The sequence below is a fragment of the Hoeflea ulvae genome (assembly GCF_026619435.1).
Classification (GTDB): domain Bacteria; phylum Pseudomonadota; class Alphaproteobacteria; order Rhizobiales; family Rhizobiaceae; genus Hoeflea; species Hoeflea ulvae.
Map to the genome: position 1 here is coordinate 391,766 of NZ_JAOVZQ010000001.1, position 18,728 is coordinate 410,493.

The window sequence follows — 18,728 nt, forward strand, 5'->3', positions numbered from 1 at the left end:
AATGCGCGAGATTGTCTTCGATACGGAAACCACCGGACTGAGCAACCAGTCCGACCGGATCATCGAGATCGGCTGCATCGAGCTCGAGAACCAGTTTCCGACCGGCCGCACATTGCATCTGTTCATCAATCCCGATGGCTGCAAGGTGCATCCCGATGCGCTGGCCGTGCACGGCATCACCGATGACTTTCTGGCTGACAAGCCGCTGTTCAGCGCTGTCGCCGACCAGATCGCGGATTTCTTTGAAGGGGCACATTACGTCGCCCACAATGCCAGTTTCGACATGGGATTTCTCAACGCCGAATACAAACGCATTGGCCGGCCGGCGATCTCGCCGGATCTGGTGATCGACACGCTCTCGCTCGCCCGGCGCCGGCATCCGATGGGCCCCAACAGCCTGGATGCACTGTGCCGGCGCTACGGAATCGACAATTCGCACCGCAACAAGCACGGCGCGCTGCTCGATGCCGAATTGCTGACAGATGTCTATATCGAGATGAATGGCGGCCGGCAGGCGGCGCTGGGCTTGTCGACCGATGATGTCAAAACCGTTGAGCAGGACGTCGATCACGAGGTCGTCGAAATCGGCGAGCGGCTGCGGCCCTTGCCACAGCGCCTGAGCGCTGCCGAAATCGAAGCGCATGCAAAGCTGATTGCCCGCATCGGCGCCGACGCCTTGTGGAACAAGGCCTGATCGATCCTGCCGAACCGGCCTTGGCCGCTGATGGCGGGGCAGGGCACCACCGGACCAGGTGAGAGCGATCCCCGAAACGCAAAAGGCCGCCCGGAGGCGGCCTTTCACATTCGTCCTGACCAGTGCCGGCTCAGTTGACCTGATTGGTGGCAACCTGCGCCTTGGTGTTTTCTTCAGCCATGCGCTGCTGGAACATCTGGGCAAAATCGATCGGATCGATCAGCAGCGGCGGGAAGCCGCCATTGCGTGTTGCATCGGCGATGATCTGGCGTGCAAACGGGAACAGGATGCGCGGGCATTCGATGAACAGCAGCGGCAGCATGTGTTCCTGCGGGAAATTGGCAACCCGGAAGACGCCGCCATAGACCAGCTCGACATTGAACACGACGGTGTCGCCGGTCTTTGCGGTGGCATTCATTGTCAGCAGCACGTCGAATTCTGTCTCGCCCAGAGGATTGGCGTTGACGTTGACATTGATGCTGATTTCCGGCGCTTTTTCGCGCGGGCCGAGTGATTTCGGCGCGCCCGGATTTTCGAACGACAGATCCTTGATGTACTGGGCCAGAACATTCAGCGAAGGTGCTTCGCCATTGCCTTTGACGTCAGTCGCTGCGGCATCACCTTTTTGGGTTGTGTCTTTTGCCATGTGGCTCTTCCCTGTTTTTCATCCGCCAAGGCGGTTGTCCTGAAAATTGTTCGGGCATGGGCTAGCATTTCGCCAGCGGGCTTACAACCCGTTTGCGCTGCCGCCATCCTTGCGGCCGGGCTTTGTCAGGCTTTCGCGGTCGTCCGACCAGGGCGAAGACGAATCATTGGTGCGCTCATATTCATCCTCGTTGAGATCGACCACGCCGTCAGGTGCACCGCTTCCCCGACGCGGATCAGCGCCGGGATTGCGCGGATCGGCGCTGAAGCCGCCCATGGTCTGAACCACGATCCGGTCCTTGATCAGGCGCCAGACGCCATCCCGGATCGCGGGGACGAACAGCAGGAAGCCGAGCGAATCGGTGACAAATCCGGGTGTCAGCAGCAGCACGCCGGCAATCAGGATCATCACCCCGTGCACCAGTTCGCGGCCGGGCACCCGGTTGGCGCGCATCTCGGCATTGATCCGGTTGAACAGCCCCACTCCCTGCCAGCGCAGCAGGAAACTGCCCAGGATGGCGGTGAACAGCACCATGCCGAGCGTGGCCCAGACACCGATCTGACCGCCGATGACGACAAAGGCCGCAATTTCGGCCAGTGGCACGGCAAGAAGCAGAAATGGAATCAGGGAAAACCGCATGAAGAACAATCCGTGGTCAAAAAGCGCCCGCTTTTCGCAGGCGGCGGGAAATAGAATGGCCAGACCCTTTGATTGATTGGCCCAAGGGCATTATATGCTTCCTGTTTGATGATGTAACCGAAAGAAGGCGGGAATGGGTTCCTTTGATTTTGTGACGTTCTTCTTTTTTGTGGCGGCGGTGATCATATTCATCCAGCTTCGGTCAGTGCTTGGCAAGCGCACCGGCCATGAAGCCCCGCCGCGCGACCAGATGGCCCGCCGCGACCAGGCCCCGGCGGCCGAAGGTCTCGATGATCCCAAGGTCGTCACCCTCCCGCGCCGCGGCCGGGAAAGCAGTGAACCCGAAACGTTTGCGGCTGTGGATGCCTATGCCGAACCCGGCAGCGAGCTCAACAAGGGTTTGCGAGAGGTTGTTGCGGCTGATCCGAGCTTCGATCCCGTGGAATTTGTCGCCGGCGCCACCACCGCCTATGAGATGATCGTGTCGGCCTATGCGGAAGGCGATCGCAAGACCCTCAAGGGGCTGTTGTCGCGCGAAGTCTATGACGGGTTCGTTGCAGCGATCGACGAACGCGAGGCCCGCGGCGAAACCGTCCGGTCGAATTTTGTCGGCATTGAAAAGTCGAGCATTATCCAGGCCGAGATGAAGGGCACGGAAGCCAATATCACGCTGCGAATCATGAGCCAGCTGATTTCCGCCACCCTGGACAAGGATGGCGAGGTGATAGAAGGCGATCTGGCGGATGTGACCGACGTCAATGACGTCTGGACATTTGCCCGCGACACGCGCTCGCGTGATCCGAACTGGCGCCTGATTGCGACGGAAGCCGATCAGTAATGGGGTTGTCGCTTCGGCGAGAGCAATTCTCCAAACTCCCCGGCTGGGCGGATGATACGCCCAGCCACGCATTCGCGGCGTTCCGCCGCTCGGCCGCCCATGCCATGCACAACCGGCCCTATCGCACCGGATCACTTGGTCTGAGCCATCAGGATTTTCAGCCATCCTTTGCCGCAGCCCTGGCGGTGAACGCCGCTGACTCCGGCTATCTATCCCCGTCTCAAGCGCGTGAATTCTTCGAGACATGGTTCCGTCCGGTGGCCCTTTGTCCCGATGATGGCCGGGGATTCGTAACCGGCTATTATGAGCCTGACGTCACGGTCGGCTACAGGGCTGAATCCGGCTACAGATTTCCGTTCCTGCGCAAGCCGGACTCCCTGGTCAAGGTTCCCGATCCCGACAATCCGCCGCCGGGGATCCCGGAGGGTTATGCCTTCATGATCGATGACGGCGGCAAACCGGCTTGCTGTCCCGACCGCGCCGAAATCGAAAATGGCGCCTTTGACGGCCATGATCTCGAGATCGCCTGGGCCGAAAGCCGGGCCGATGTGTTCTTTGCCCATGTCCAGGGCTGCGCCCGGCTTCGCTTCCCCGACGGTCAGGTCCGGCGCATCACCTATGCCGGCAAGAGCGGCCATCCCTTTACCGGCATCGGCCGGTTGCTGGTCGAGCGGGGCGAGATTGCCGCCGAAACCGTGTCCATGGCAGCGATCCGGGACTGGCTCGCCGTCGAGCCGGAACGGGCCGACCGGCTGATGCGGGAAAACCGGTCCTACATCTTTTTCCTGGAAGCCGAAGTCGACGATGAACGGCTGGGGCCGGTGGCGGCCGCCAAGGTGCCGCTGGAGCCGGGACGCTCGCTGGCGGTGGATCGCCACATCCACAGTTTTGGCACCCCGATCTTCGTGTCCGCGCCGGAGCTTGCGGATTTTGATCACGCGCGCCCCTTTGCGCGGCTGATGATCGCCCAGGATACCGGCACCGCGATTGTCGGCCCGGCCCGGGGCGACCTGTTCGCCGGGTCGGGTGCCGCGGCCGGCGCCACCGCAGGATCGATCAAGGCAAAGGCGGAATTCGTGGTCCTTGCTCCGGCAGGATCGGAGATCGCACGGCGGGCCGGGCATGAGTGACGGAAAGCCCAAGCTCAGTCATGAAGACCGGATCATCTGGGCACAGGTGGCCCGCACGGTGGATGCTTATCCGGGCAAGCAGGTCGAGGCGGACGACTGGTTTGCGCTGGAAACGCCGGCGCCGCCCAAGCCTGCACCGGAAAAGCCGGTCAAGCGCCCGCACTCCATTCTCAGCGTCAATCCTCCGGCCAGGCCAAAGCCGCATCCGATCGAAAAGCCGGTGGTGCGCAAGCTGGCGCGCGGAAAACTGCCGATTGACGGCCGCATCGATCTGCATGGCCTGACCCAGAGCGAGGCCCACAATCTGCTGTTCGGCTTCCTCGCCCGCGCCCATGAGCGGGGCCTGCGCCATGTGCTGGTCATCACTGGCAAGGGCACCTCGCGTGGCGGTGAGGGCGTGCTCAAGCGGGCCGTGCCTGACTGGCTGAGCAAGCCGGAATTCCGCTTCCTGATCTCGGGCTTTGAGGACGCGGCCCGCGGCCATGGCGGCGAAGGCGCTTTGTATATCCGTCTGCGCCGCGAGAAGGGGAGCGCCGGATGACGCCGTTCGGTCAAGCGCTGCGCCGTCTGCGCGCCGCACGCGGCGTGACCCAGCGCCAGATGGCTGCCGCCATGGGTGTCTCGCCCGCCTATCTCTCGGCGCTTGAACACGGCAGACGCTCCGAGCCGAGCTGGGAATTCATCCAGCGCACGATCGGCTATTTCAACATCATCTGGGACGAGGCCGAGGAGCTGCAGATGCTGGCGCATCTGTCGCGGCCGAAGGTGACCATCGACACGTCGGGCCTGTCGCCGAAAGCCACCGAGATCGCCAACCGGTTGGCCGGGGCGATTGCCCGGCTGGACGAGCCGGCGCTTGAGGAAATCGGCAAATTGATCGATGCGGCCAAACCCGCTTCCGGGTCGGGGGGCGGCGGAAAGCCTGCACGCAGCCGGCATAAAAGCCGGTCTTCGCAGGATTAGAGCGTCGCCACCATACGGCTGGCGCGAAATCAGCGGGCGATCATCTCCCGCAGCTCGTCTTCATGCTCATTGACCAGCCAGCCATAATAATTCTCGCGCGGGAGCAGCGGCTTCAGGCCGCGCTTCTTGCGCTTGTCGTTTTCCTCGGCCAGCTCTTTCGCCCGGCGCGCCGGATTGCCGACATTGTACAAGGTCGCGGTCAGGCCGGGATTTTCGGAAATGTCGAACCCGGCAATATCACGGTAGTTCTCGATGGATTCGGCAATCGACGCGGCCATATAGGCCAGGGTCGAATCCGGCTCCATGATCGCGTTGTAGACTTGCGAGGCATTGCCGGCGCTGAGCTTTCTCAGTCTCGAGACCTTGTTGACCCTGTCGGTGTGGATCAGCGCGGTCAGCGGATTGAGCTGGCCAAGCCCGAAGGTCTGGCCGGCATAGAACGGCTGGAAGAACACGGCGCCGAAGCGGTCGTCCGGAAACGCCGTGCCCGACACCTTCTTGCCGCGGAATGTGGCTTCCCACACATCTTCCCGGCAGGTCCACAATCTGGCTGAATCCCAGTCTTCGTCGCACTCCTCGAATTCCGGCCGCTTGACGAATTCGACAACGCTTTCGCCGTCATGATCGAAGCGGAACTTTTCGCCGGCATAGGAGATCGCCTTGACGTAATAGGTCTGCAACCGGTCATAGGCATCGACATTGTAGGTGTGCTCGCCGACAAGTGCGCCGACGATATGGATCGGATCGATCTTGTACTGCCCGGCGACATTGACGATCTTGCGCTTGAGCTTGGTATCGTCGGCGATCAGGTTGCGGATCTTCTCGTATTTCTCGTCGAAACTGGATTTCGTCGCCTTGGTGCGCCGCTTGGAGGCACCCGGCACGTCCGGCTGCGTGGCGCTGCGGTTGCCCGCAGGCACCAGTTCGGCGGCATGGCCGGCAGGGACCTGCATCAGGCTCATGGTGAGCGCGATCGAGATCGCCATCACGGTCTTGAGCTTGCTGCTGGCCACAAACATGGTTCTCTCCATAGCGCTATCAGACCCGGGACCATGCCCGGGGCGCAGCTCGTTTTCAGTGTGACGCGCTACCTTGGAAAAGCGGCTTAAAGAATGAACCGCGACAGGTCGGTATTCTGCGCAAGGTCACCAACGTGCTCCCGCACATAGTCCGAATCGATCGTGATTGTCGAGCCCGGCTGGTCTGGCGCGGTGAAAGATATTTCATCCAGAACCCGTTCCATCACCGTCTGCAAACGCCGTGCGCCGATGTTTTCGATGCTCGAATTCAGATGCACCGCAACCTCCGCCAGCGCGTCGATCGCGTCCTCGGTAAAGCTCAGCGTCAGGTCCTCAGTGGCCATCAAAGCCACATATTGCTTGATCAGGCTGGCTTCGGTCTCGGTCAGGATGCGGCGGAAATCATCCTTGCCCAGCGCCCGCAACTCGACCCGGATCGGCAAGCGGCCCTGCAGTTCGGGCAGCAGGTCGGAGGGTTTGGAGACGTGGAACGCACCTGACGCGATAAACAGAATGTGATCGGTTTTCACCGGCCCATACTTGGTTGCTACCGTGGTGCCCTCGACCAGCGGCAGCAGATCGCGCTGCACGCCCTCGCGGGAGACGCCGGCGCCCATGCCGCCTTCACGCGACGCGATCTTGTCGATCTCGTCGATAAAGACGATGCCGTCATCCTGTGCCGACTTCACTGCCTCCTGCTGGATCTGCTCCATGTCGAGCAGCTTGTCGGACTCGTCATTGATCAGCGTGTCGTAGGATTCCTTGACCGTGGTCTTGATCTTGCGGGTGCGGCCGCCCATCGCCTTGCCGAACAGGTCGCCGAGATTGAGAACGCCGACATTGCCGCCCTGCATGCCGGGAAGCTCGAATTGCGGCATGCCGGCGGAGGTCTCGGCCACCTCGATCTCGATGTCCTTGTCGTCGAGCTGGCCGTCGCGCAGCTTCTTGCGAAACGAGTCCCGGGTTGCCGGCGAAGCGGTGGAGCCGACCAGCGCGTCGAGCACCCGCTCCTCGGCATTGAGCCGCGCCTTGGCTTCGACCTCGCCGCGCTTGCGTTCGCGCACGATGGTGATGCCGACTTCGACGAGATCGCGGATGATCTGTTCGACGTCGCGGCCGACATAGCCGACTTCGGTAAACTTGGTCGCCTCGACCTTGATGAAAGGCGCACCGGCAAGCCGCGCCAGGCGGCGCGAAATCTCGGTCTTGCCGACGCCGGTCGGTCCGATCATCAGGATGTTCTTGGGCATCACCTCTTCGCGCAGCGGGCCGTCAAGCTGCTGCCGCCGCCAGCGGTTCCTCAGCGCAATCGCGACTGCGCGCTTGGCGTCGTTCTGGCCGATGATGAACCGGTCGAGCTCGGTTACGGTTTCGCGGGGGAAAAATTGCTCATGTCGGGATCATGCCTTTATCGGGGGAGTCTGTCGAGCATCGATGTGGGAAGAAGCGGCCGGATTATCAAGCGCCGGATGCGCTGCCAGCCAGCGCCGAACAGGATCACCACGGCTCCGATGGCAATCAGGATCAGGGCAAAGGGCGGAATCCCGGTGGTGTTGGCGGCACCATTGATCAGATAGTAGATGCCCACCGAGCCGAAATAGGCCAGCGTCGGAGCCAGCAGGGAACGCCGGTCGATGGCCAGCGCCACCAGCACGAAAAGCGCCATCATCAAGGCGAGCAGCACGCTGGCGGTCACGCCCGGTTCGATGCGGCCTGACAACACCTCCTGTCCGGTTGCCAGGATGAACAGCGGATGCACCAGAAGCGGCGCCGACACCACGTGCAGCCAGAAGGCGCAGTCCGACCAGACGGTCTGGCGGTCCCGGTCGCGCAGATCAAGCAGCACCGCCACGGCAAAGATGATCAGCCCGCAGACCAGTGGCATCACCAGGGCGCTGGAGAGCACATCGGCCAGTTGATCGGAGGCAGGCGCTGCCGCGGCACCGCTGACAATCCGGTCATGATAGACCAGCACCGTTGCCAGAAAGGCCAGGCCGGTGGCGGCAATCGCCGTCACCGCCGCCAGCACCGGCACCTTGAAGCGAACGAAATAAACCGACGCCGCAGCGATCAGCCCGCCGCCGATCGTCAGGCCGATGGGCAAGGCCTCGGCGCGCAGCGCAAACAGCGAAAAGGCATTCACCGTCTCGGGAAGATCGAACCGCGCGACAATGAATTCGACAAGCAGTGACAGGATTGCGCCGCAGAAGATCAGCGCCAGCAAGGTGCTCGACAGCCGCATGCGCTTTTGCCGCGTGACGATTTCGGCAACAACCCAGCTTGCGGCGGCCATGCTCGCGGCCAGCCACATGCTGCCGGGTGACATCACTGCCTGCAGCGCAAACAGCGCCCCGGAAAACAGAAGCACTATGCCGACGGTGACGAAAATGTCATTGCCGCCACCAACCAGCCGCATCTGCTCGTCAACCGAGAGATCGGCAGAGGGATCCGGCGAAGCTTCGGAAAGCTCCCGACCCGCCAGTGCCACGAGCGCTTCGCGTTGCCGGGCGTCGAGAATGCCTTCGGTCACCGCGCGATCAAGTGTCGCCTTGTTAATCATCAAGTGGTCTCTCTGTCGGTGCGCGCGCCGGGGGATGCCAGCTTCATGATGAGTGTCGCCGGGCTCTCGTCATCGGGTGATTCACGTGAAACAAGCAGCCGTTCGAAGCCTGCCTTCTCATAGGCCCGGATGGCCCTGTGGTTGGTGAGGGCCGGATCGATCAGGATTGTCTGGTGGCCTTCGGCCCGGAGCCGCTCGGCAAAAAGCCGCACCACTGTCGAGCCGAGACCCCGTGACAATTGCGTGGTCGCGCCGATGCTGATGTCGACGCCGACACTGTCGGCCGGAACCTCGGACATCCACGGGGCCTCGCTCAGCCACGGCTCCACGAGATGATCGGCGATGAACCAGACCTGGATATAGCCCGCGGGCAGGCCGTCGAGCGTGAACACGAATGGCCGGGTCGTGTCTCTGCCCACGACCATGTCGCGGATATAGCCGAGTTCCGTTGCGGGCTCGCCCCACCATTCTTGCCAATGCGGCGTATTCAGCCAGCGTTCCAGCAGCGGATAGTCATCGGCGCTGACCGGCCTGAAGCCGATGCGGCCGGCGTCAATCAAGCTCAAGGGTTTCGATCACGATGTTGCCATTGGTGTAGACGCAGATGTCGCCGGCGATTTCCATCGCCCGCCGGGCAACCTCTTCCGCCGTCTTGTCGGTGTCCATCAGCGCCCGGGCCGCCGCATAGGCATAATTGCCGCCCGAGCCGATCGCCATGGTGCCGTGTTCGGGTTCCAGCACATCGCCATTGCCGGTGATCGCCAGCGTCACGGTCTTGTCGGCCACCAGCATCATCGCTTCCAGCCGTCTGAGATAGCGGTCGGTGCGCCAGTCCTTGGCAAGCTCCACCGCGGCGCGGGTGAGCTGATCGGGATATTGCTCGAGCTTGGCTTCCAGCCGTTCGAGCAGCGTGAACGCATCGGCCGTGGCGCCGGCGAACCCGGCAATCACCGAATTGTCCTTGCCGATGCGGCGCACCTTGCGCGCATTGGCCTTCATCACCGTCTGCCCGAGGCTGACCTGACCGTCGCCGGCCATCACCACCTGGTTGCCCTTGCGCACCGTGATGATGGTGGTTGCATGCATTGCACCAAAGGGATTGTGCTCGCCCATGGGGCATCCTTTCCTTCAAGCGGCATCGGCCGCGTTGCGTCCTGTTCGCTCTATGTAAGCGCAGCGTCGGCGATTGCAAATCCGCAGGCACTCTCGCTCAACCGGGACTGGGCTCGCGCGGCCAGGCGGAAGCCACAACAACGCGGTCCGGGCAAAGCCGTTCTGGATATTTGCTTTGCGGCCTGATATTGAGCGCCAAAGCACAGTTCGGAGACCTCTGATGGCCACCCCTGAAAATGCGCGCGCAGCCTCTGTCGCCCGCAAGACCAATGAAACCGATATATCCGTGGCCCTGTCGGTCGACGGCACCGGCAGCGGATCGATCTCGACCGGCGTCGGCTTTTTCGACCACATGCTGGAACAGCTGGCGCGGCACTCGCTGATCGACATGGACATCAAGGCTAAGGGCGACCTGCATATCGACGACCACCATACGGTCGAAGACACCGGCATCGCCATCGGCCAGGCTCTGGCCAAGGCGCTGGGCGACCGCCGCGGCATTTGCCGCTATGCCTCGCTCGATCTCGCCATGGACGAGACCCTGACAAAGGCGGCCATCGACATTTCCGGACGCCCCTTCCTGGTCTGGAATGTGGATTTCACAGCGCCTAAGATCGGAACCTTCGACACCGAACTCGTGCGCGAGTTCTTTCAGGCTCTGGCACAGCATGCCGGCATCACCCTGCATGTGACCAATATCTATGGCGCCAACAACCACCATATCGCCGAGACCTGTTTCAAGGCGGTCGCGCGGGTGATGCGCGCGGCCTGCGAAGTCGATCCACGGCAAAAGGACCGGATTCCCTCCACCAAAGGATCGCTCGCCTGAGACTGTTCCCGGGCAAGGGTTGATCGGAGACCATCGTCATGACTGCCTATCTTGTTTTGGCCAGCCCCGGGGCGGAGGCACCTGATGAGCGTTCCGAGGTGATCGCCGACAGCTTTGCCCCCTGGGCTTTCCTGGCGCCGGTGATCTGGCTGCTGTTCAACCGGCTCTGGCTCGAAGCCGTCGCGGCTTTTCTCGTGGTGGCGCTGGCAACCGTGCTGGCTGTCGATTACGGCCAGGTCCTCGTTGCCATGGCGATCAGCCTCGCCCTGTCTCTGATCACCGCGCTGGAAGGCCGCAACTGGCGCGCCTCTGCCCTGCAACGCCGGGGCTGGCGGCTGGTGGACGTGATCGGAACCGATGATCCCGGCACCGCGTTTGAGATCCATGCGGCCCGTGCCCTGTCGCGCGGGAATCCACCCGCAGCCATGCAGGGCGCACAGGCCTTGCGTCCACTCAAGCCTGGCCGTCCGGGCAGCACCGAGGCGGGCTCCATCGGCATGGTGCCGGTTGAAAGGAACTAGATCGCATGCGGGTTGTCATTGTTGATTATGGATCGGGCAATCTTCGCTCGGCGTTGAAGGCCTTCGAACGCGCTGCGCGGGAATCGGGCGTGTCCGCCGACATCGCCCTGAGCGCTGACGCCGATCATGTCGCCAGCGCTGATCGCGTGGTGCTGCCCGGTGTCGGCGCCTATGCCGATTGCCGCGCCGGGCTGGACGCCATCGACGGCATGGACGCGGCATTGCGCCACGCGGTCGAGGACAAGGCGCGGCCCTTTCTCGGCATCTGCGTCGGCATGCAGCTGATGTCGACGCGCGGGCTGGAAAAGACGGTGACCGAAGGCTTTGGCTGGATCCCCGGCGACGTGGTCGAGATCAGGCCATCGAATCCGGCTTTGAAAATTCCCCAGATCGGCTGGAACACGCTCGATGATGTCGCCGACCACCCGCTGTTTGACGGCATTCCCACCGGTTCTGACGGGCTGCACGCCTATTTCGTCCATTCCTATCATTTGGCGGCAAACAATCCCGCTGATGTGATTGCACGGACCGATTATGGCGGGCCGGTCACCGCTGCCGTTGCCCATGGCAACAAGGCAGGCACCCAGTTTCACCCGGAAAAGAGCCAGACCCTGGGTCTGGCGCTGATCGCCAATTTCCTCAAATGGAAGCCCTGACATGATCCTGTTTCCCGCCATCGATCTCAAGGACGGCCAGTGCGTCCGGCTCAAGCTGGGCGAAATGGACTCCGCCACGGTCTACAATAAAGACCCGGCGGCCCAGGCCCGCGCCTTCGAGGAACAGGGCTTCGAGTGGTTGCATGTGGTTGATCTCAACGGAGCATTCGAGGGCCAGTCGGTCAATGGCGCCGCGGTCGAGAAGATCCTCAAGGCGACGAAGAACCCGGTGCAGCTCGGCGGTGGCATCCGCACGCTCGCCCATATCGAAGCCTGGCTCGACAAGGGGCTGGCCCGGGTGATTCTCGGCACCGTCGCCGTGCGCGATCCCGACCTGGTGCGCGAGGCCTGCAAGCTGTTTCCCGGCCGCGTCGCCGTCGGCATCGACGCCAAGGGCGGCAAGGTGGCGGTCGAGGGCTGGGCCGAGGCCTCCGAGCTCGGCGTTATCGAACTGGCGCAGCGTTTCGAAGGCGCCGGCGTTGCCGCCATCATCTACACCGACATCGACCGCGACGGCGTGCTGACCGGCATCAACTGGGACTCGACCATCGAACTGGCCGAAGCCGTTTCGATCCCGGTGATCGCCTCGGGCGGGCTTGCCTCGCTTGCCGATATCGTGCGGATGAAAATGCCGGATGCGGCCCGTCTCGAGGGCGCCATTTCCGGCCGGGCGCTTTATGACGGCCGCATCGATCCGGCCGAAGCGCTGGCCGTGCTGAACGATACGTTCACGATCGAGGCCGCCAAATTCGAAGAGGCGGATCGCTCGTGACCCTCAAATCCCGTGTCATTTCCTGTCTGGACGTCAAGGACTGCCCGCGCGCCCCGCAGCGGTTTCGCCGCGAGGACGTGCAAACCAAGAAAGCGGCCGGCCGATGCTGAAATCCCGCGTCATCCCATGTCTCGACGTCAAGGACGGCCGCGTCGTCAAGGGCGTCAATTTTGTCGATCTGATCGATGCCGGTGATCCGGTGGAGGCCGCCAAGGCCTATGATGCGGCAGGCGCCGACGAGCTCTGCTTTCTCGACATCACCGCATCTTCCGACAACCGCGACACCATTTTCGATGTCGTCGCCCAGACCGCCGAACATTGTTTCATGCCGCTGACGGTCGGCGGCGGCGTGCGTACGGTGGCGGACATTCGCAAGCTGCTGCTCTCGGGCGCAGACAAGGTGTCGATCAATTCCGCGGCGGTCAACAATCCCGACTTCGTCGCCGAAGCCGCGGACAAGTTCGGCAACCAGTGCATCGTCGTCTCGATCGATTCCAAGAAGGTCTCGGCACCGGGCGAAGCCGATCGCTGGGAAATCTTCACCCATGGCGGCCGCACCCCCACCGGCATTGATGCGGTGCCCTTTGCCGTCCAGATGGTGGAGCGCGGCGCCGGCGAATTGTTGCTGACCTCGATGGACAAGGATGGCACCAAATCCGGCTATGACATTGCGCTGACCCGGACCATCGCCGATGCGGTGCGGGTGCCGGTGATCGCCTCGGGCGGGGTCGGCACGCTCGACCATCTGGTCGAGGGGATCCGCGACGGGCATGCCACCGCCGTGCTCGCAGCCTCGATTTTCCATTTCGGAACCTATACGATCCATGAAGCCAAGCAGTATATGGCCAGCGCCGGGCTCGACATGCGCATGGTTTGAGCCACCTATCCGAGCAAATGTCCCGAAGGGAAACGCGCCTCATGACCAGCTTTGATCTTGCCGATCTTGAACGGATCGTCGCCGACCGCGCCCTGGCGGATCCGGGACAATCCTGGACGGCCAAGCTTGTTGCCGCCGGCATGCCCAAGGCAGCCAAGAAACTCGGCGAGGAGTCGGTCGAAACGGTGATCGCCGCGATCTCGCAAAGCCGCGGCGAGCTGGTCGGGGAATCGGCCGATCTGCTCTATCACCTGCTGGTGGTGCTCAGGATCGCGGATATTCCGTTGTCGGACGTGATGGCAGAACTGGAAGGCCGCACAATCCAATCGGGCCTTTCCGAAAAGGCCGGGCGCGCGGCGGAGTGACGATGGACCAGACGGATATCCAGCCCCGCGCCCTTGATCATTTCACCGGCGACGAGTTTTCTCCCTACCGGTTCTTCACGGCCGACAAATGGGCGGAGTTCCGCGCCGACACGCCGCTGACCCTGACCGAGGACGAGGTTCGCCGGCTGCGGTCGCTCAATGACCCGGTCAATCTCGACGAAGTGCGCCGGATCTACCTGTCGCTGTCGCGGCTGTTGTCGGCCCATGTCGAATCCTCGCAAATGCTGTTCGAACAGCGCAAGCGTTTCCTCAATCTGTCCAATGTCACCAAGACGCCGTTCATCATCGGCATTGCCGGATCGGTGGCGGTGGGCAAGTCGACCACGGCCCGCGTACTGGCCGAACTGCTTGCGCGCTGGCCCTCCAGCCCCAAGGTCGATCTGGTGACCACGGACGGATTTCTCTATCCGAACGAGGTTCTGCGGCGCAACAATCTGATGGACCGCAAGGGTTTTCCCGACAGCTATGATGTGGGGGCCGTGTTGCGGTTTCTGTCCGAAATCAAGGCCGGCCAGCACAATGTCCGGGCGCCATGCTATTCGCACCTGACCTATGACGTTCTGCCGGGCGAATACACCTATATCGACCGGCCCGACATCCTGATCTTCGAGGGCATCAATGTGCTGCAGGTCCGCGATCTGCCCGAGGACGGCAAGATCGTGCCCTTCGTCTCCGACTTCTTCGATTTCTCGATCTATATCGACGCCGAAGAGGTGGACATTCACCGCTGGTATGTCGACCGCTTCATGAACCTGAGGCAAACCGCCTTCCGCAATCCCGAATCCTTCTTTCACCGCTATGCCGCGATCAAGGAGGAGGCCGCCCGCGCCATTGCCGAGAATCTCTGGGAAAACATCAACCTGAAGAACCTGAAGGAAAATATCCTGCCGACCCGCCCGCGTGCCGACCTGATCCTGCGCAAGGCGCCCAACCACCTGATCGAACAGGTGGCGCTTCGGAAGCTGTAGGTTCTGCCGGCGTAATGGCGTCAGCTGGCCTTGCCGGACAGCGCCGGGGATGTAACCCGGCGGAGGGTGAGGTTGATGCGGCCGCCATCTTTGAGCAGTGTCGAGGTGGTCGGATAGATCCGGTCAACTCCGTGGAAGGCCAGGCGGCCTTCGCCTCCCAGAATCACGATATCACCGCTTTCCAGCCGGAATGACTTTGTCGGCTGGCCGCGTTCGGTGCCGCCGATGCGGAACAGGCAGGCGTCACCCAGCGACACCGACAGCACCGGCGCGCCAAGATCCTGCTCGTCACGGTCCTGGTGCAGGCCCATGCGCGCGTCGGGAGCATAGAAATTGATCAGGCAGGCCTGGGGCGGCGCGGTTTCGCCGGTGAGCTCCGCCCAGAGCCTGAGCAGGCGGTCGGGAATCGGCGGCCAGGGCGTGCCGCTGACCGGATGCTGCTCCTGGTAACGATAGCCCTGTCTGTCGGCGACCCATCCAAGCTCGCCGCAATTGGTCATCCGCACGCTGAACGGTTTGCCGGTTCGCGGCATCTCGGGGCGGTAAAGCGGTGCCTGGCGCACCACCTCGCGGATCTCTGCGAGCAGCGTTTCCTGCTCGGCGCGATCAAGATGGCCGGGGATGTGGCGCACCCCCTTGGGCATGACAAACATCGCCGGCCTTCTGGGTTTCTTGCCGTCTCAGGCGGTTTCGATATCGGGAATCCGCAGCACCTGGCCCGGATAGATCTTGTCGGGGTCCGACAGCATCGGTTTGTTGGCCTCGAAGATCACGGTGTATTTGGACCCCTTGCCCTTGCCATAGGCGGCTTCGGCGATCTTCCAGAGATTGTCGCCCTTTTCAACCGTGTGAAAACGCGGGGTCTTGGCCGGCGTCGAGGCCTTGACCAGGGCGGTCATGTCGGTGGATCCCAGCGACAGGCCGGAATCGCGCGCAATCACCTTGAGTTCGCCGGCTTCGACCTTGGAAATGCCCAGCGTGTTGCCCACCGCGACAATGGCTTTCTCGAAAATCGACTGATCCTCGACCACACCGGATAGGACGATCTTGTCGCCGTCGACCTTGACCTCGACCTTGTCGGTGCCCAGACCGTGCGAATCGAGTTCCTTCTTGACCGCATCGGCCTCCGGCGCGTCGTCATCTCCGCCGATGCCGAGCTTCTTTCCAGCCGACTTGATGAAATCAAAAATGCCCATAAGTACTCGTCTCCCTGACTTTATGTGGCTCCACATAAGCATGCAGTTGCGCTGGTGCCAACAAAAAGCTGACCCGATTAATCGTCGGTGACTTTGCCGCGGGCCTTCTTGATCACCCCGCGGCCGGTCTTGGCCGCCAGCCGGCGCTCCACCGAACCCCGTGTCGGGCGTGTCTTGCGCCGCGGCGGCGGCGGCGGTTCCGAGGCCTGGTCGATCAGCTCGACCAGCCGGGCGCGGGCATCGGCGCGGTTGCGCTCCTGGGTCCGGAACCGGTTGGCCTCGATGATGATGACCCCGTCCTTGGACACCCGGCTGCCGCCGAGCTTGATGGCATTTTTCTTGACCCGGTCGACCAGCGAGGGGGAATTGCGGATGTCGAAGCGCAGCTGCACCGCGGTGGCAACCTTGTTGACATTCTGTCCGCCGGGGCCGGAGGCGCGAATGAAGCTTTCGCTGAGCTCCCAGCCGGCAATGACGATGCCGCGCGCCGCATGCAGCGGAAGCCCGCTCATGGCGAAGTCTTCCAGTACAGCACGTCCTGCTCGGGTTTGCGGCTGATTGCCGGCACCCTTGCGCCTTCAGCCGGATGCCCGACGACCAGCAGCACCAGCGGCTTTTCATTCTCCGGCCGGCCGCAGATCTGGTTGAGAAATCCCATCGGTGACGGCGTGTGCGTCAGCGTTGCCAGCCCGGCGCTGTGCAGGCTGGTGATCAGGATTCCGATGGCGATCGAGACAGATTCGGTCACATAATAATGCTTGATCTTGCGGCCTTCGGCGTCCGTCCCCCAGCGTTGCGCGAAGATGGCGATCAGCCAGGGGGCCGTCTCCAGGAACGGTTTTTCCGAATCGGTGCCCAGATGGGACAAGGCGTCCAGCCATTGCGGGCCGGCGCGGCCGGCATAAAAGGCGCGCTCTTCTTCCTCCGCTGCCAGGCGGATGGCGCGTTTGGTGTCGGGATCGCCGATGGCGACGAAACTCCAGGGCTGCTGATTGGCGCCCGAGGGTGCGGTTGCCGCGGCGCGAACCGCAAGCCGGATGATCTCCGGGTCGACCGGCTCGGGCGAGAAATCCCGCACGGTCCGGCGCTTCTGCATCAGCTCGAGGAATTCTTCCGACCTTGCCTGCATCTCGGGCCCGGAAACCCGCAAGGGCGAAAGTTCGATTGTCTCGGCCGTTTTGGCCATGGCGCCTGTCTCCTGCAGCGGACCTGATCGGGCAGAAAATGCGCGACCGGCCCCGTCGGGTCAACGGGGCCGGTCAAAATCAGCGCTCGAAAGCGGCGGGACTACTCTGCCGCGGTCTTGAACCCGGGCGCGGCATCGAGCACCGAGCCGTCGACATGGGTTTCGAACTTGGCGAAGTTGTCGATGAACATGTTCACCAGACGGTCGGCCGAAGCGTCGTAGCCGGTCTTGTCGGCCCAGGTCGAGCGCGGGTCGAGGATCGCGGTATCGACACCGTCGACCGCAACCGGCACGGCGAAGCCGAAATTGGCGTCGGTGCGAAAATCGGCCTTTTCAAGCGAGCCGTCCAGCGCTGCCGACAGCAGCGCCCGGGTTGCCTTGATCGGCATGCGCTGGCCGGTGCCATAGGCGCCGCCGGTCCAGCCAGTGTTGACCAGCCAGCAGGTGACATTGTGGTCATGGATTAGCCGGCGCAGCAGATTTCCGTATTCGGACGGGTGGCGCGGCATGAACGGGGCGCCGAAACAGGTCGAAAACGTCGCTTCGGGTTCGGTCACGCCCTTTTCGGTGCCGGCCACCTTGGCGGTGTAGCCCGACAGGAAGTGATACATCGCCTGTTCCGGCGTCAGCCTGGCAATCGGCGGCATCACGCCGAAGGCATCCGCAGTCAGCATGATGATGTTGCGCGGATGGCCGGAACGGCCGCTCTCGCTGGCATTGGGGATGAAATGCAGCGGATAGGCACAGCGGGTGTTTTCGGTCAGCGAGCCGTCATGAAAATCCGGGACCCGGTTCTCGTCCAGAACCACATTTTCCAGAACCGTGCCGAAACGCTCGGTGGTGCCGAAGATTTCAGGCTCGGCCTCGCGCGACAACCGAATGGTTTTGGCGTAGCAGCCGCCTTCGAAATTGAACACGCCATGCTCGCCCCAGCCATGCTCGTCGTCGCCGATCAGGGTGCGCTTCGGGTCGGCCGACAGCGTCGTCTTGCCGGTGCCGGACAGGCCGAAAAACACCGCGGTGTCCTGCTCGGGGCCGACATTTGCCGAACAATGCATCGGCATCACATTTTGTGCCGGCAGCAGGTAGTTGAGCACGGTGAAGACCGATTTCTTCATCTCGCCGGCATAGGAGGTGCCGCCGATCAGAACGAGGCCCTTGTCGAGATTGACCGCAATCACCGTTTCGGAACGGCAGCCGTGGCGCGCCGGATCGGCCTGGAAGGACGGCAGGTTGATGATGGTCAGCTGTGGCGCGAAATTCTTGAGCTTCTCGCGATCCGGGCGGATCAGCAGATTGCGGATGAACAGGGCGTGCCAGGCATATTCGGTGATGATCCGGGAATTGAGCGCATAGTCCTCGTCCGCGCCGCCGACCAGATCCTGAACAAACAGTTCCTTGTCGGTGACATGGGCCAGCATGTCGGCATGCAGCCTGTCAAAGGCGTCAGGCGACATCGGCTTGTTGTTGTCCCACCAGATCTGGTTCTCGGTCGTCGCATCCCGGACCACGAACTTGTCCTTGGCCGACCGGCCGGTGTGCTGGCCGGTCAGTGCCCGCAGCGCGCCGTGTGCCGTCAGCGTGGCTTCGCCGCGCGCAACCGCGATCTCGACCAGCTCGGCTTCACCGGTATTGTACCGCACCAGTCCTGTCGTGGTCAGGCCGGAGAGGCCGTTTTCGGCCGACGGATCATGCACTCCCAAATCCACAGTCATCCCGGATTTCCTTTTTGCTC

23 protein-coding genes and 1 pseudogene are annotated in these 18,728 nt (G+C 62.7%); 12 read left to right on the forward strand and 12 right to left on the reverse strand.

Features of this window, described 5'->3' with window-relative positions; translation table 11 throughout:
- The first annotated feature begins 1 nt into the window (after window position 1).
- Complete coding sequence (gene dnaQ / locus OEG82_RS02020; protein WP_267610792.1) at window positions 2-694, forward strand: DNA polymerase III subunit epsilon; 693 nt, start codon at window positions 2-4, stop codon at window positions 692-694.
- Window positions 695-824: 130 nt separating this feature from the next.
- On the opposite strand, the gene secB is transcribed toward dnaQ, so the two are convergent.
- A complete protein-coding gene (gene secB / locus OEG82_RS02025; protein ID WP_267610793.1) occupies window positions 825-1,340 on the reverse strand; it encodes a protein-export chaperone SecB in 516 nt (171 codons plus the stop codon).
- An 81-nt stretch (window positions 1,341-1,421) separates the two neighbouring features.
- Complete coding sequence (locus tag OEG82_RS02030; protein ID WP_267610794.1) at window positions 1,422-1,979, reverse strand: FxsA family protein; 558 nt, start codon at window positions 1,977-1,979, stop codon at window positions 1,422-1,424.
- A gap of 133 nt (window positions 1,980-2,112) precedes the next feature.
- On the opposite strand from OEG82_RS02030, the gene OEG82_RS02035 reads away from it, so the two are divergent.
- From OEG82_RS02035 to OEG82_RS02050, 4 genes are read left to right on the forward strand one after another with little or no spacing between them, the layout of a single operon-like run.
- Window positions 2,113-2,817 carry a Tim44/TimA family putative adaptor protein gene (locus OEG82_RS02035; protein WP_267610795.1) on the forward strand — a complete coding sequence of 235 codons (705 nt, stop codon included), beginning with the start codon at window positions 2,113-2,115 and terminating at the stop codon, window positions 2,815-2,817.
- On the forward strand, window positions 2,817-3,947 hold the full coding sequence (gene mltA / locus OEG82_RS02040) for a murein transglycosylase A (RefSeq protein ID WP_267610796.1): 1,131 nt from the start codon (window positions 2,817-2,819) through the stop codon (window positions 3,945-3,947). The genes OEG82_RS02035 and mltA overlap by 1 nt, the downstream gene beginning before the upstream one ends.
- Window positions 3,940-4,488, forward strand: a complete 549-nt coding sequence (locus OEG82_RS02045; RefSeq protein ID WP_267610797.1) for a Smr/MutS family protein — start codon at window positions 3,940-3,942, stop codon at window positions 4,486-4,488. Before mltA ends, OEG82_RS02045 begins: the two co-directional genes overlap by 8 nt.
- The gene (locus OEG82_RS02050; protein WP_267610799.1) at window positions 4,485-4,910 is read left to right on the forward strand and encodes a helix-turn-helix domain-containing protein; all 426 of its coding nucleotides are present in this window, start codon (window positions 4,485-4,487) and stop codon (window positions 4,908-4,910) included. Before OEG82_RS02045 ends, OEG82_RS02050 begins: the two co-directional genes overlap by 4 nt.
- A gap of 29 nt (window positions 4,911-4,939) precedes the next feature.
- On the opposite strand, the gene OEG82_RS02055 is transcribed toward OEG82_RS02050, so the two are convergent.
- The 5 genes and pseudogenes from OEG82_RS02055 to hslV form a co-directional block, all read right to left on the reverse strand.
- On the reverse strand, window positions 4,940-5,929 hold the full coding sequence (locus tag OEG82_RS02055; protein ID WP_425497512.1) for a DUF1402 family protein: 990 nt from the start codon (window positions 5,927-5,929) through the stop codon (window positions 4,940-4,942).
- Between the two features lie 86 nt (window positions 5,930-6,015).
- Window positions 6,016-7,314 (reverse strand): annotated as a pseudogene (gene hslU / locus OEG82_RS02060) (ATP-dependent protease ATPase subunit HslU); the annotation flags it as partial.
- 23 nt (window positions 7,315-7,337) lie between these two features.
- Complete coding sequence (locus OEG82_RS02065) at window positions 7,338-8,489, reverse strand: hypothetical protein (RefSeq protein ID WP_267614825.1); 1,152 nt, start codon at window positions 8,487-8,489, stop codon at window positions 7,338-7,340.
- Entirely contained in the window at window positions 8,489-9,055 is a 567-nt protein-coding gene (locus OEG82_RS02070) for a GNAT family N-acetyltransferase (protein ID WP_267610800.1), read from the reverse strand. The genes OEG82_RS02065 and OEG82_RS02070 overlap by 1 nt, the downstream gene beginning before the upstream one ends.
- Window positions 9,042-9,602, reverse strand: a complete 561-nt coding sequence (gene hslV / locus OEG82_RS02075; RefSeq protein WP_267610802.1) for an ATP-dependent protease subunit HslV — start codon at window positions 9,600-9,602, stop codon at window positions 9,042-9,044. The genes OEG82_RS02070 and hslV overlap by 14 nt, the downstream gene beginning before the upstream one ends.
- Before the next feature lie 220 nt (window positions 9,603-9,822).
- Between hslV and hisB the strand changes: the two genes are divergently transcribed.
- The 7 genes from hisB to coaA all read left to right on the forward strand — a co-directional run bounded on the left by hisB (window position 9,823) and on the right by coaA (window position 14,611).
- On the forward strand, window positions 9,823-10,431 hold the full coding sequence (hisB, locus tag OEG82_RS02080; RefSeq protein WP_267610804.1) for an imidazoleglycerol-phosphate dehydratase HisB: 609 nt from the start codon (window positions 9,823-9,825) through the stop codon (window positions 10,429-10,431).
- Window positions 10,432-10,469: 38 nt separating this feature from the next.
- On the forward strand, window positions 10,470-10,952 hold the full coding sequence (locus OEG82_RS02085; protein ID WP_267610806.1) for a DUF2628 domain-containing protein: 483 nt from the start codon (window positions 10,470-10,472) through the stop codon (window positions 10,950-10,952).
- A 5-nt stretch (window positions 10,953-10,957) separates the two neighbouring features.
- Window positions 10,958-11,608 carry an imidazole glycerol phosphate synthase subunit HisH gene (gene hisH, locus OEG82_RS02090; protein WP_267610807.1) on the forward strand — a complete coding sequence of 217 codons (651 nt, stop codon included), beginning with the start codon at window positions 10,958-10,960 and terminating at the stop codon, window positions 11,606-11,608.
- Window position 11,609: 1 nt separating this feature from the next.
- On the forward strand, window positions 11,610-12,380 hold the full coding sequence (gene hisA / locus OEG82_RS02095) for a 1-(5-phosphoribosyl)-5-[(5-phosphoribosylamino)methylideneamino]imidazole-4-carboxamide isomerase (protein WP_267610808.1): 771 nt from the start codon (window positions 11,610-11,612) through the stop codon (window positions 12,378-12,380).
- Window positions 12,381-12,483: 103 nt separating this feature from the next.
- Entirely contained in the window at window positions 12,484-13,257 is a 774-nt protein-coding gene (gene hisF / locus OEG82_RS02100; protein WP_267610809.1) for an imidazole glycerol phosphate synthase subunit HisF, read from the forward strand.
- Window positions 13,258-13,298: 41 nt separating this feature from the next.
- Window positions 13,299-13,622 carry a phosphoribosyl-ATP diphosphatase gene (locus tag OEG82_RS02105; RefSeq protein WP_267610810.1) on the forward strand — a complete coding sequence of 108 codons (324 nt, stop codon included), beginning with the start codon at window positions 13,299-13,301 and terminating at the stop codon, window positions 13,620-13,622.
- 2 nt (window positions 13,623-13,624) lie between these two features.
- Complete coding sequence (gene coaA / locus OEG82_RS02110) at window positions 13,625-14,611, forward strand: type I pantothenate kinase (protein WP_425497513.1); 987 nt, start codon at window positions 13,625-13,627, stop codon at window positions 14,609-14,611.
- Between the two features lie 20 nt (window positions 14,612-14,631).
- On the opposite strand, the gene OEG82_RS02115 is transcribed toward coaA, so the two are convergent.
- The 5 genes from OEG82_RS02115 to OEG82_RS02135 form a co-directional block, all read right to left on the reverse strand.
- Window positions 14,632-15,264: an alpha-ketoglutarate-dependent dioxygenase AlkB family protein gene (locus OEG82_RS02115; RefSeq protein WP_267610813.1), complete on the reverse strand. Its 633-nt coding sequence runs from the start codon at window positions 15,262-15,264 to the stop codon at window positions 14,632-14,634.
- A gap of 27 nt (window positions 15,265-15,291) precedes the next feature.
- A complete protein-coding gene (gene lysM, locus OEG82_RS02120) occupies window positions 15,292-15,807 on the reverse strand; it encodes a peptidoglycan-binding protein LysM (protein WP_267610814.1) in 516 nt (171 codons plus the stop codon).
- Window positions 15,808-15,884: 77 nt separating this feature from the next.
- Window positions 15,885-16,319, reverse strand: a complete 435-nt coding sequence (gene arfB / locus OEG82_RS02125) for an alternative ribosome rescue aminoacyl-tRNA hydrolase ArfB (RefSeq protein WP_267610815.1) — start codon at window positions 16,317-16,319, stop codon at window positions 15,885-15,887.
- Entirely contained in the window at window positions 16,316-16,993 is a 678-nt protein-coding gene (locus OEG82_RS02130) for a nitroreductase family protein (RefSeq protein WP_267610816.1), read from the reverse strand. The genes arfB and OEG82_RS02130 overlap by 4 nt, the downstream gene beginning before the upstream one ends.
- A gap of 101 nt (window positions 16,994-17,094) precedes the next feature.
- Window positions 17,095-18,708 (reverse strand): phosphoenolpyruvate carboxykinase, encoded by a 1,614-nt coding sequence (locus tag OEG82_RS02135; protein ID WP_267610817.1) that lies wholly within the window; start codon window positions 18,706-18,708, stop codon window positions 17,095-17,097.
- Window positions 18,709-18,728: the final 20 nt, after the last annotated feature.

What these genes read in the sequence shown, in the direction of transcription:
- dnaQ (WP_267610792.1), top strand. Translation starts at nt 2, where the DNA reads ATGCGCGAGATTGTCTTCGATACGGAAACCACCGGACTGAGCAACCAG.
- secB (WP_267610793.1), bottom strand. Translation starts at nt 1,340, where the DNA reads ATGGCAAAAGACACAACCCAAAAAGGTGATGCCGCAGCGACTGACGTC.
- OEG82_RS02030 (WP_267610794.1), bottom strand. Translation starts at nt 1,979, where the DNA reads ATGCGGTTTTCCCTGATTCCATTTCTGCTTCTTGCCGTGCCACTGGCC.
- OEG82_RS02035 (WP_267610795.1), top strand. Translation starts at nt 2,113, where the DNA reads ATGGGTTCCTTTGATTTTGTGACGTTCTTCTTTTTTGTGGCGGCGGTG.
- mltA (WP_267610796.1), top strand. Translation starts at nt 2,817, where the DNA reads ATGGGGTTGTCGCTTCGGCGAGAGCAATTCTCCAAACTCCCCGGCTGG.
- OEG82_RS02045 (WP_267610797.1), top strand. Translation starts at nt 3,940, where the DNA reads ATGAGTGACGGAAAGCCCAAGCTCAGTCATGAAGACCGGATCATCTGG.
- OEG82_RS02050 (WP_267610799.1), top strand. Translation starts at nt 4,485, where the DNA reads ATGACGCCGTTCGGTCAAGCGCTGCGCCGTCTGCGCGCCGCACGCGGC.
- OEG82_RS02055 (WP_425497512.1), bottom strand. Translation starts at nt 5,929, where the DNA reads ATGTTTGTGGCCAGCAGCAAGCTCAAGACCGTGATGGCGATCTCGATC.
- OEG82_RS02065 (WP_267614825.1), bottom strand. Translation starts at nt 8,489, where the DNA reads ATGATTAACAAGGCGACACTTGATCGCGCGGTGACCGAAGGCATTCTC.
- hslV (WP_267610802.1), bottom strand. Translation starts at nt 9,602, where the DNA reads ATGGGCGAGCACAATCCCTTTGGTGCAATGCATGCAACCACCATCATC.
- hisB (WP_267610804.1), top strand. Translation starts at nt 9,823, where the DNA reads ATGGCCACCCCTGAAAATGCGCGCGCAGCCTCTGTCGCCCGCAAGACC.
- OEG82_RS02085 (WP_267610806.1), top strand. Translation starts at nt 10,470, where the DNA reads ATGACTGCCTATCTTGTTTTGGCCAGCCCCGGGGCGGAGGCACCTGAT.
- hisH (WP_267610807.1), top strand. Translation starts at nt 10,958, where the DNA reads ATGCGGGTTGTCATTGTTGATTATGGATCGGGCAATCTTCGCTCGGCG.
- hisA (WP_267610808.1), top strand. Translation starts at nt 11,610, where the DNA reads ATGATCCTGTTTCCCGCCATCGATCTCAAGGACGGCCAGTGCGTCCGG.
- hisF (WP_267610809.1), top strand. Translation starts at nt 12,484, where the DNA reads ATGCTGAAATCCCGCGTCATCCCATGTCTCGACGTCAAGGACGGCCGC.
- OEG82_RS02105 (WP_267610810.1), top strand. Translation starts at nt 13,299, where the DNA reads ATGACCAGCTTTGATCTTGCCGATCTTGAACGGATCGTCGCCGACCGC.
- coaA (WP_425497513.1), top strand. Translation starts at nt 13,625, where the DNA reads ATGGACCAGACGGATATCCAGCCCCGCGCCCTTGATCATTTCACCGGC.
- OEG82_RS02115 (WP_267610813.1), bottom strand. Translation starts at nt 15,264, where the DNA reads ATGTTTGTCATGCCCAAGGGGGTGCGCCACATCCCCGGCCATCTTGAT.
- lysM (WP_267610814.1), bottom strand. Translation starts at nt 15,807, where the DNA reads ATGGGCATTTTTGATTTCATCAAGTCGGCTGGAAAGAAGCTCGGCATC.
- arfB (WP_267610815.1), bottom strand. Translation starts at nt 16,319, where the DNA reads ATGAGCGGGCTTCCGCTGCATGCGGCGCGCGGCATCGTCATTGCCGGC.
- OEG82_RS02130 (WP_267610816.1), bottom strand. Translation starts at nt 16,993, where the DNA reads ATGGCCAAAACGGCCGAGACAATCGAACTTTCGCCCTTGCGGGTTTCC.
- OEG82_RS02135 (WP_267610817.1), bottom strand. Translation starts at nt 18,708, where the DNA reads ATGACTGTGGATTTGGGAGTGCATGATCCGTCGGCCGAAAACGGCCTC.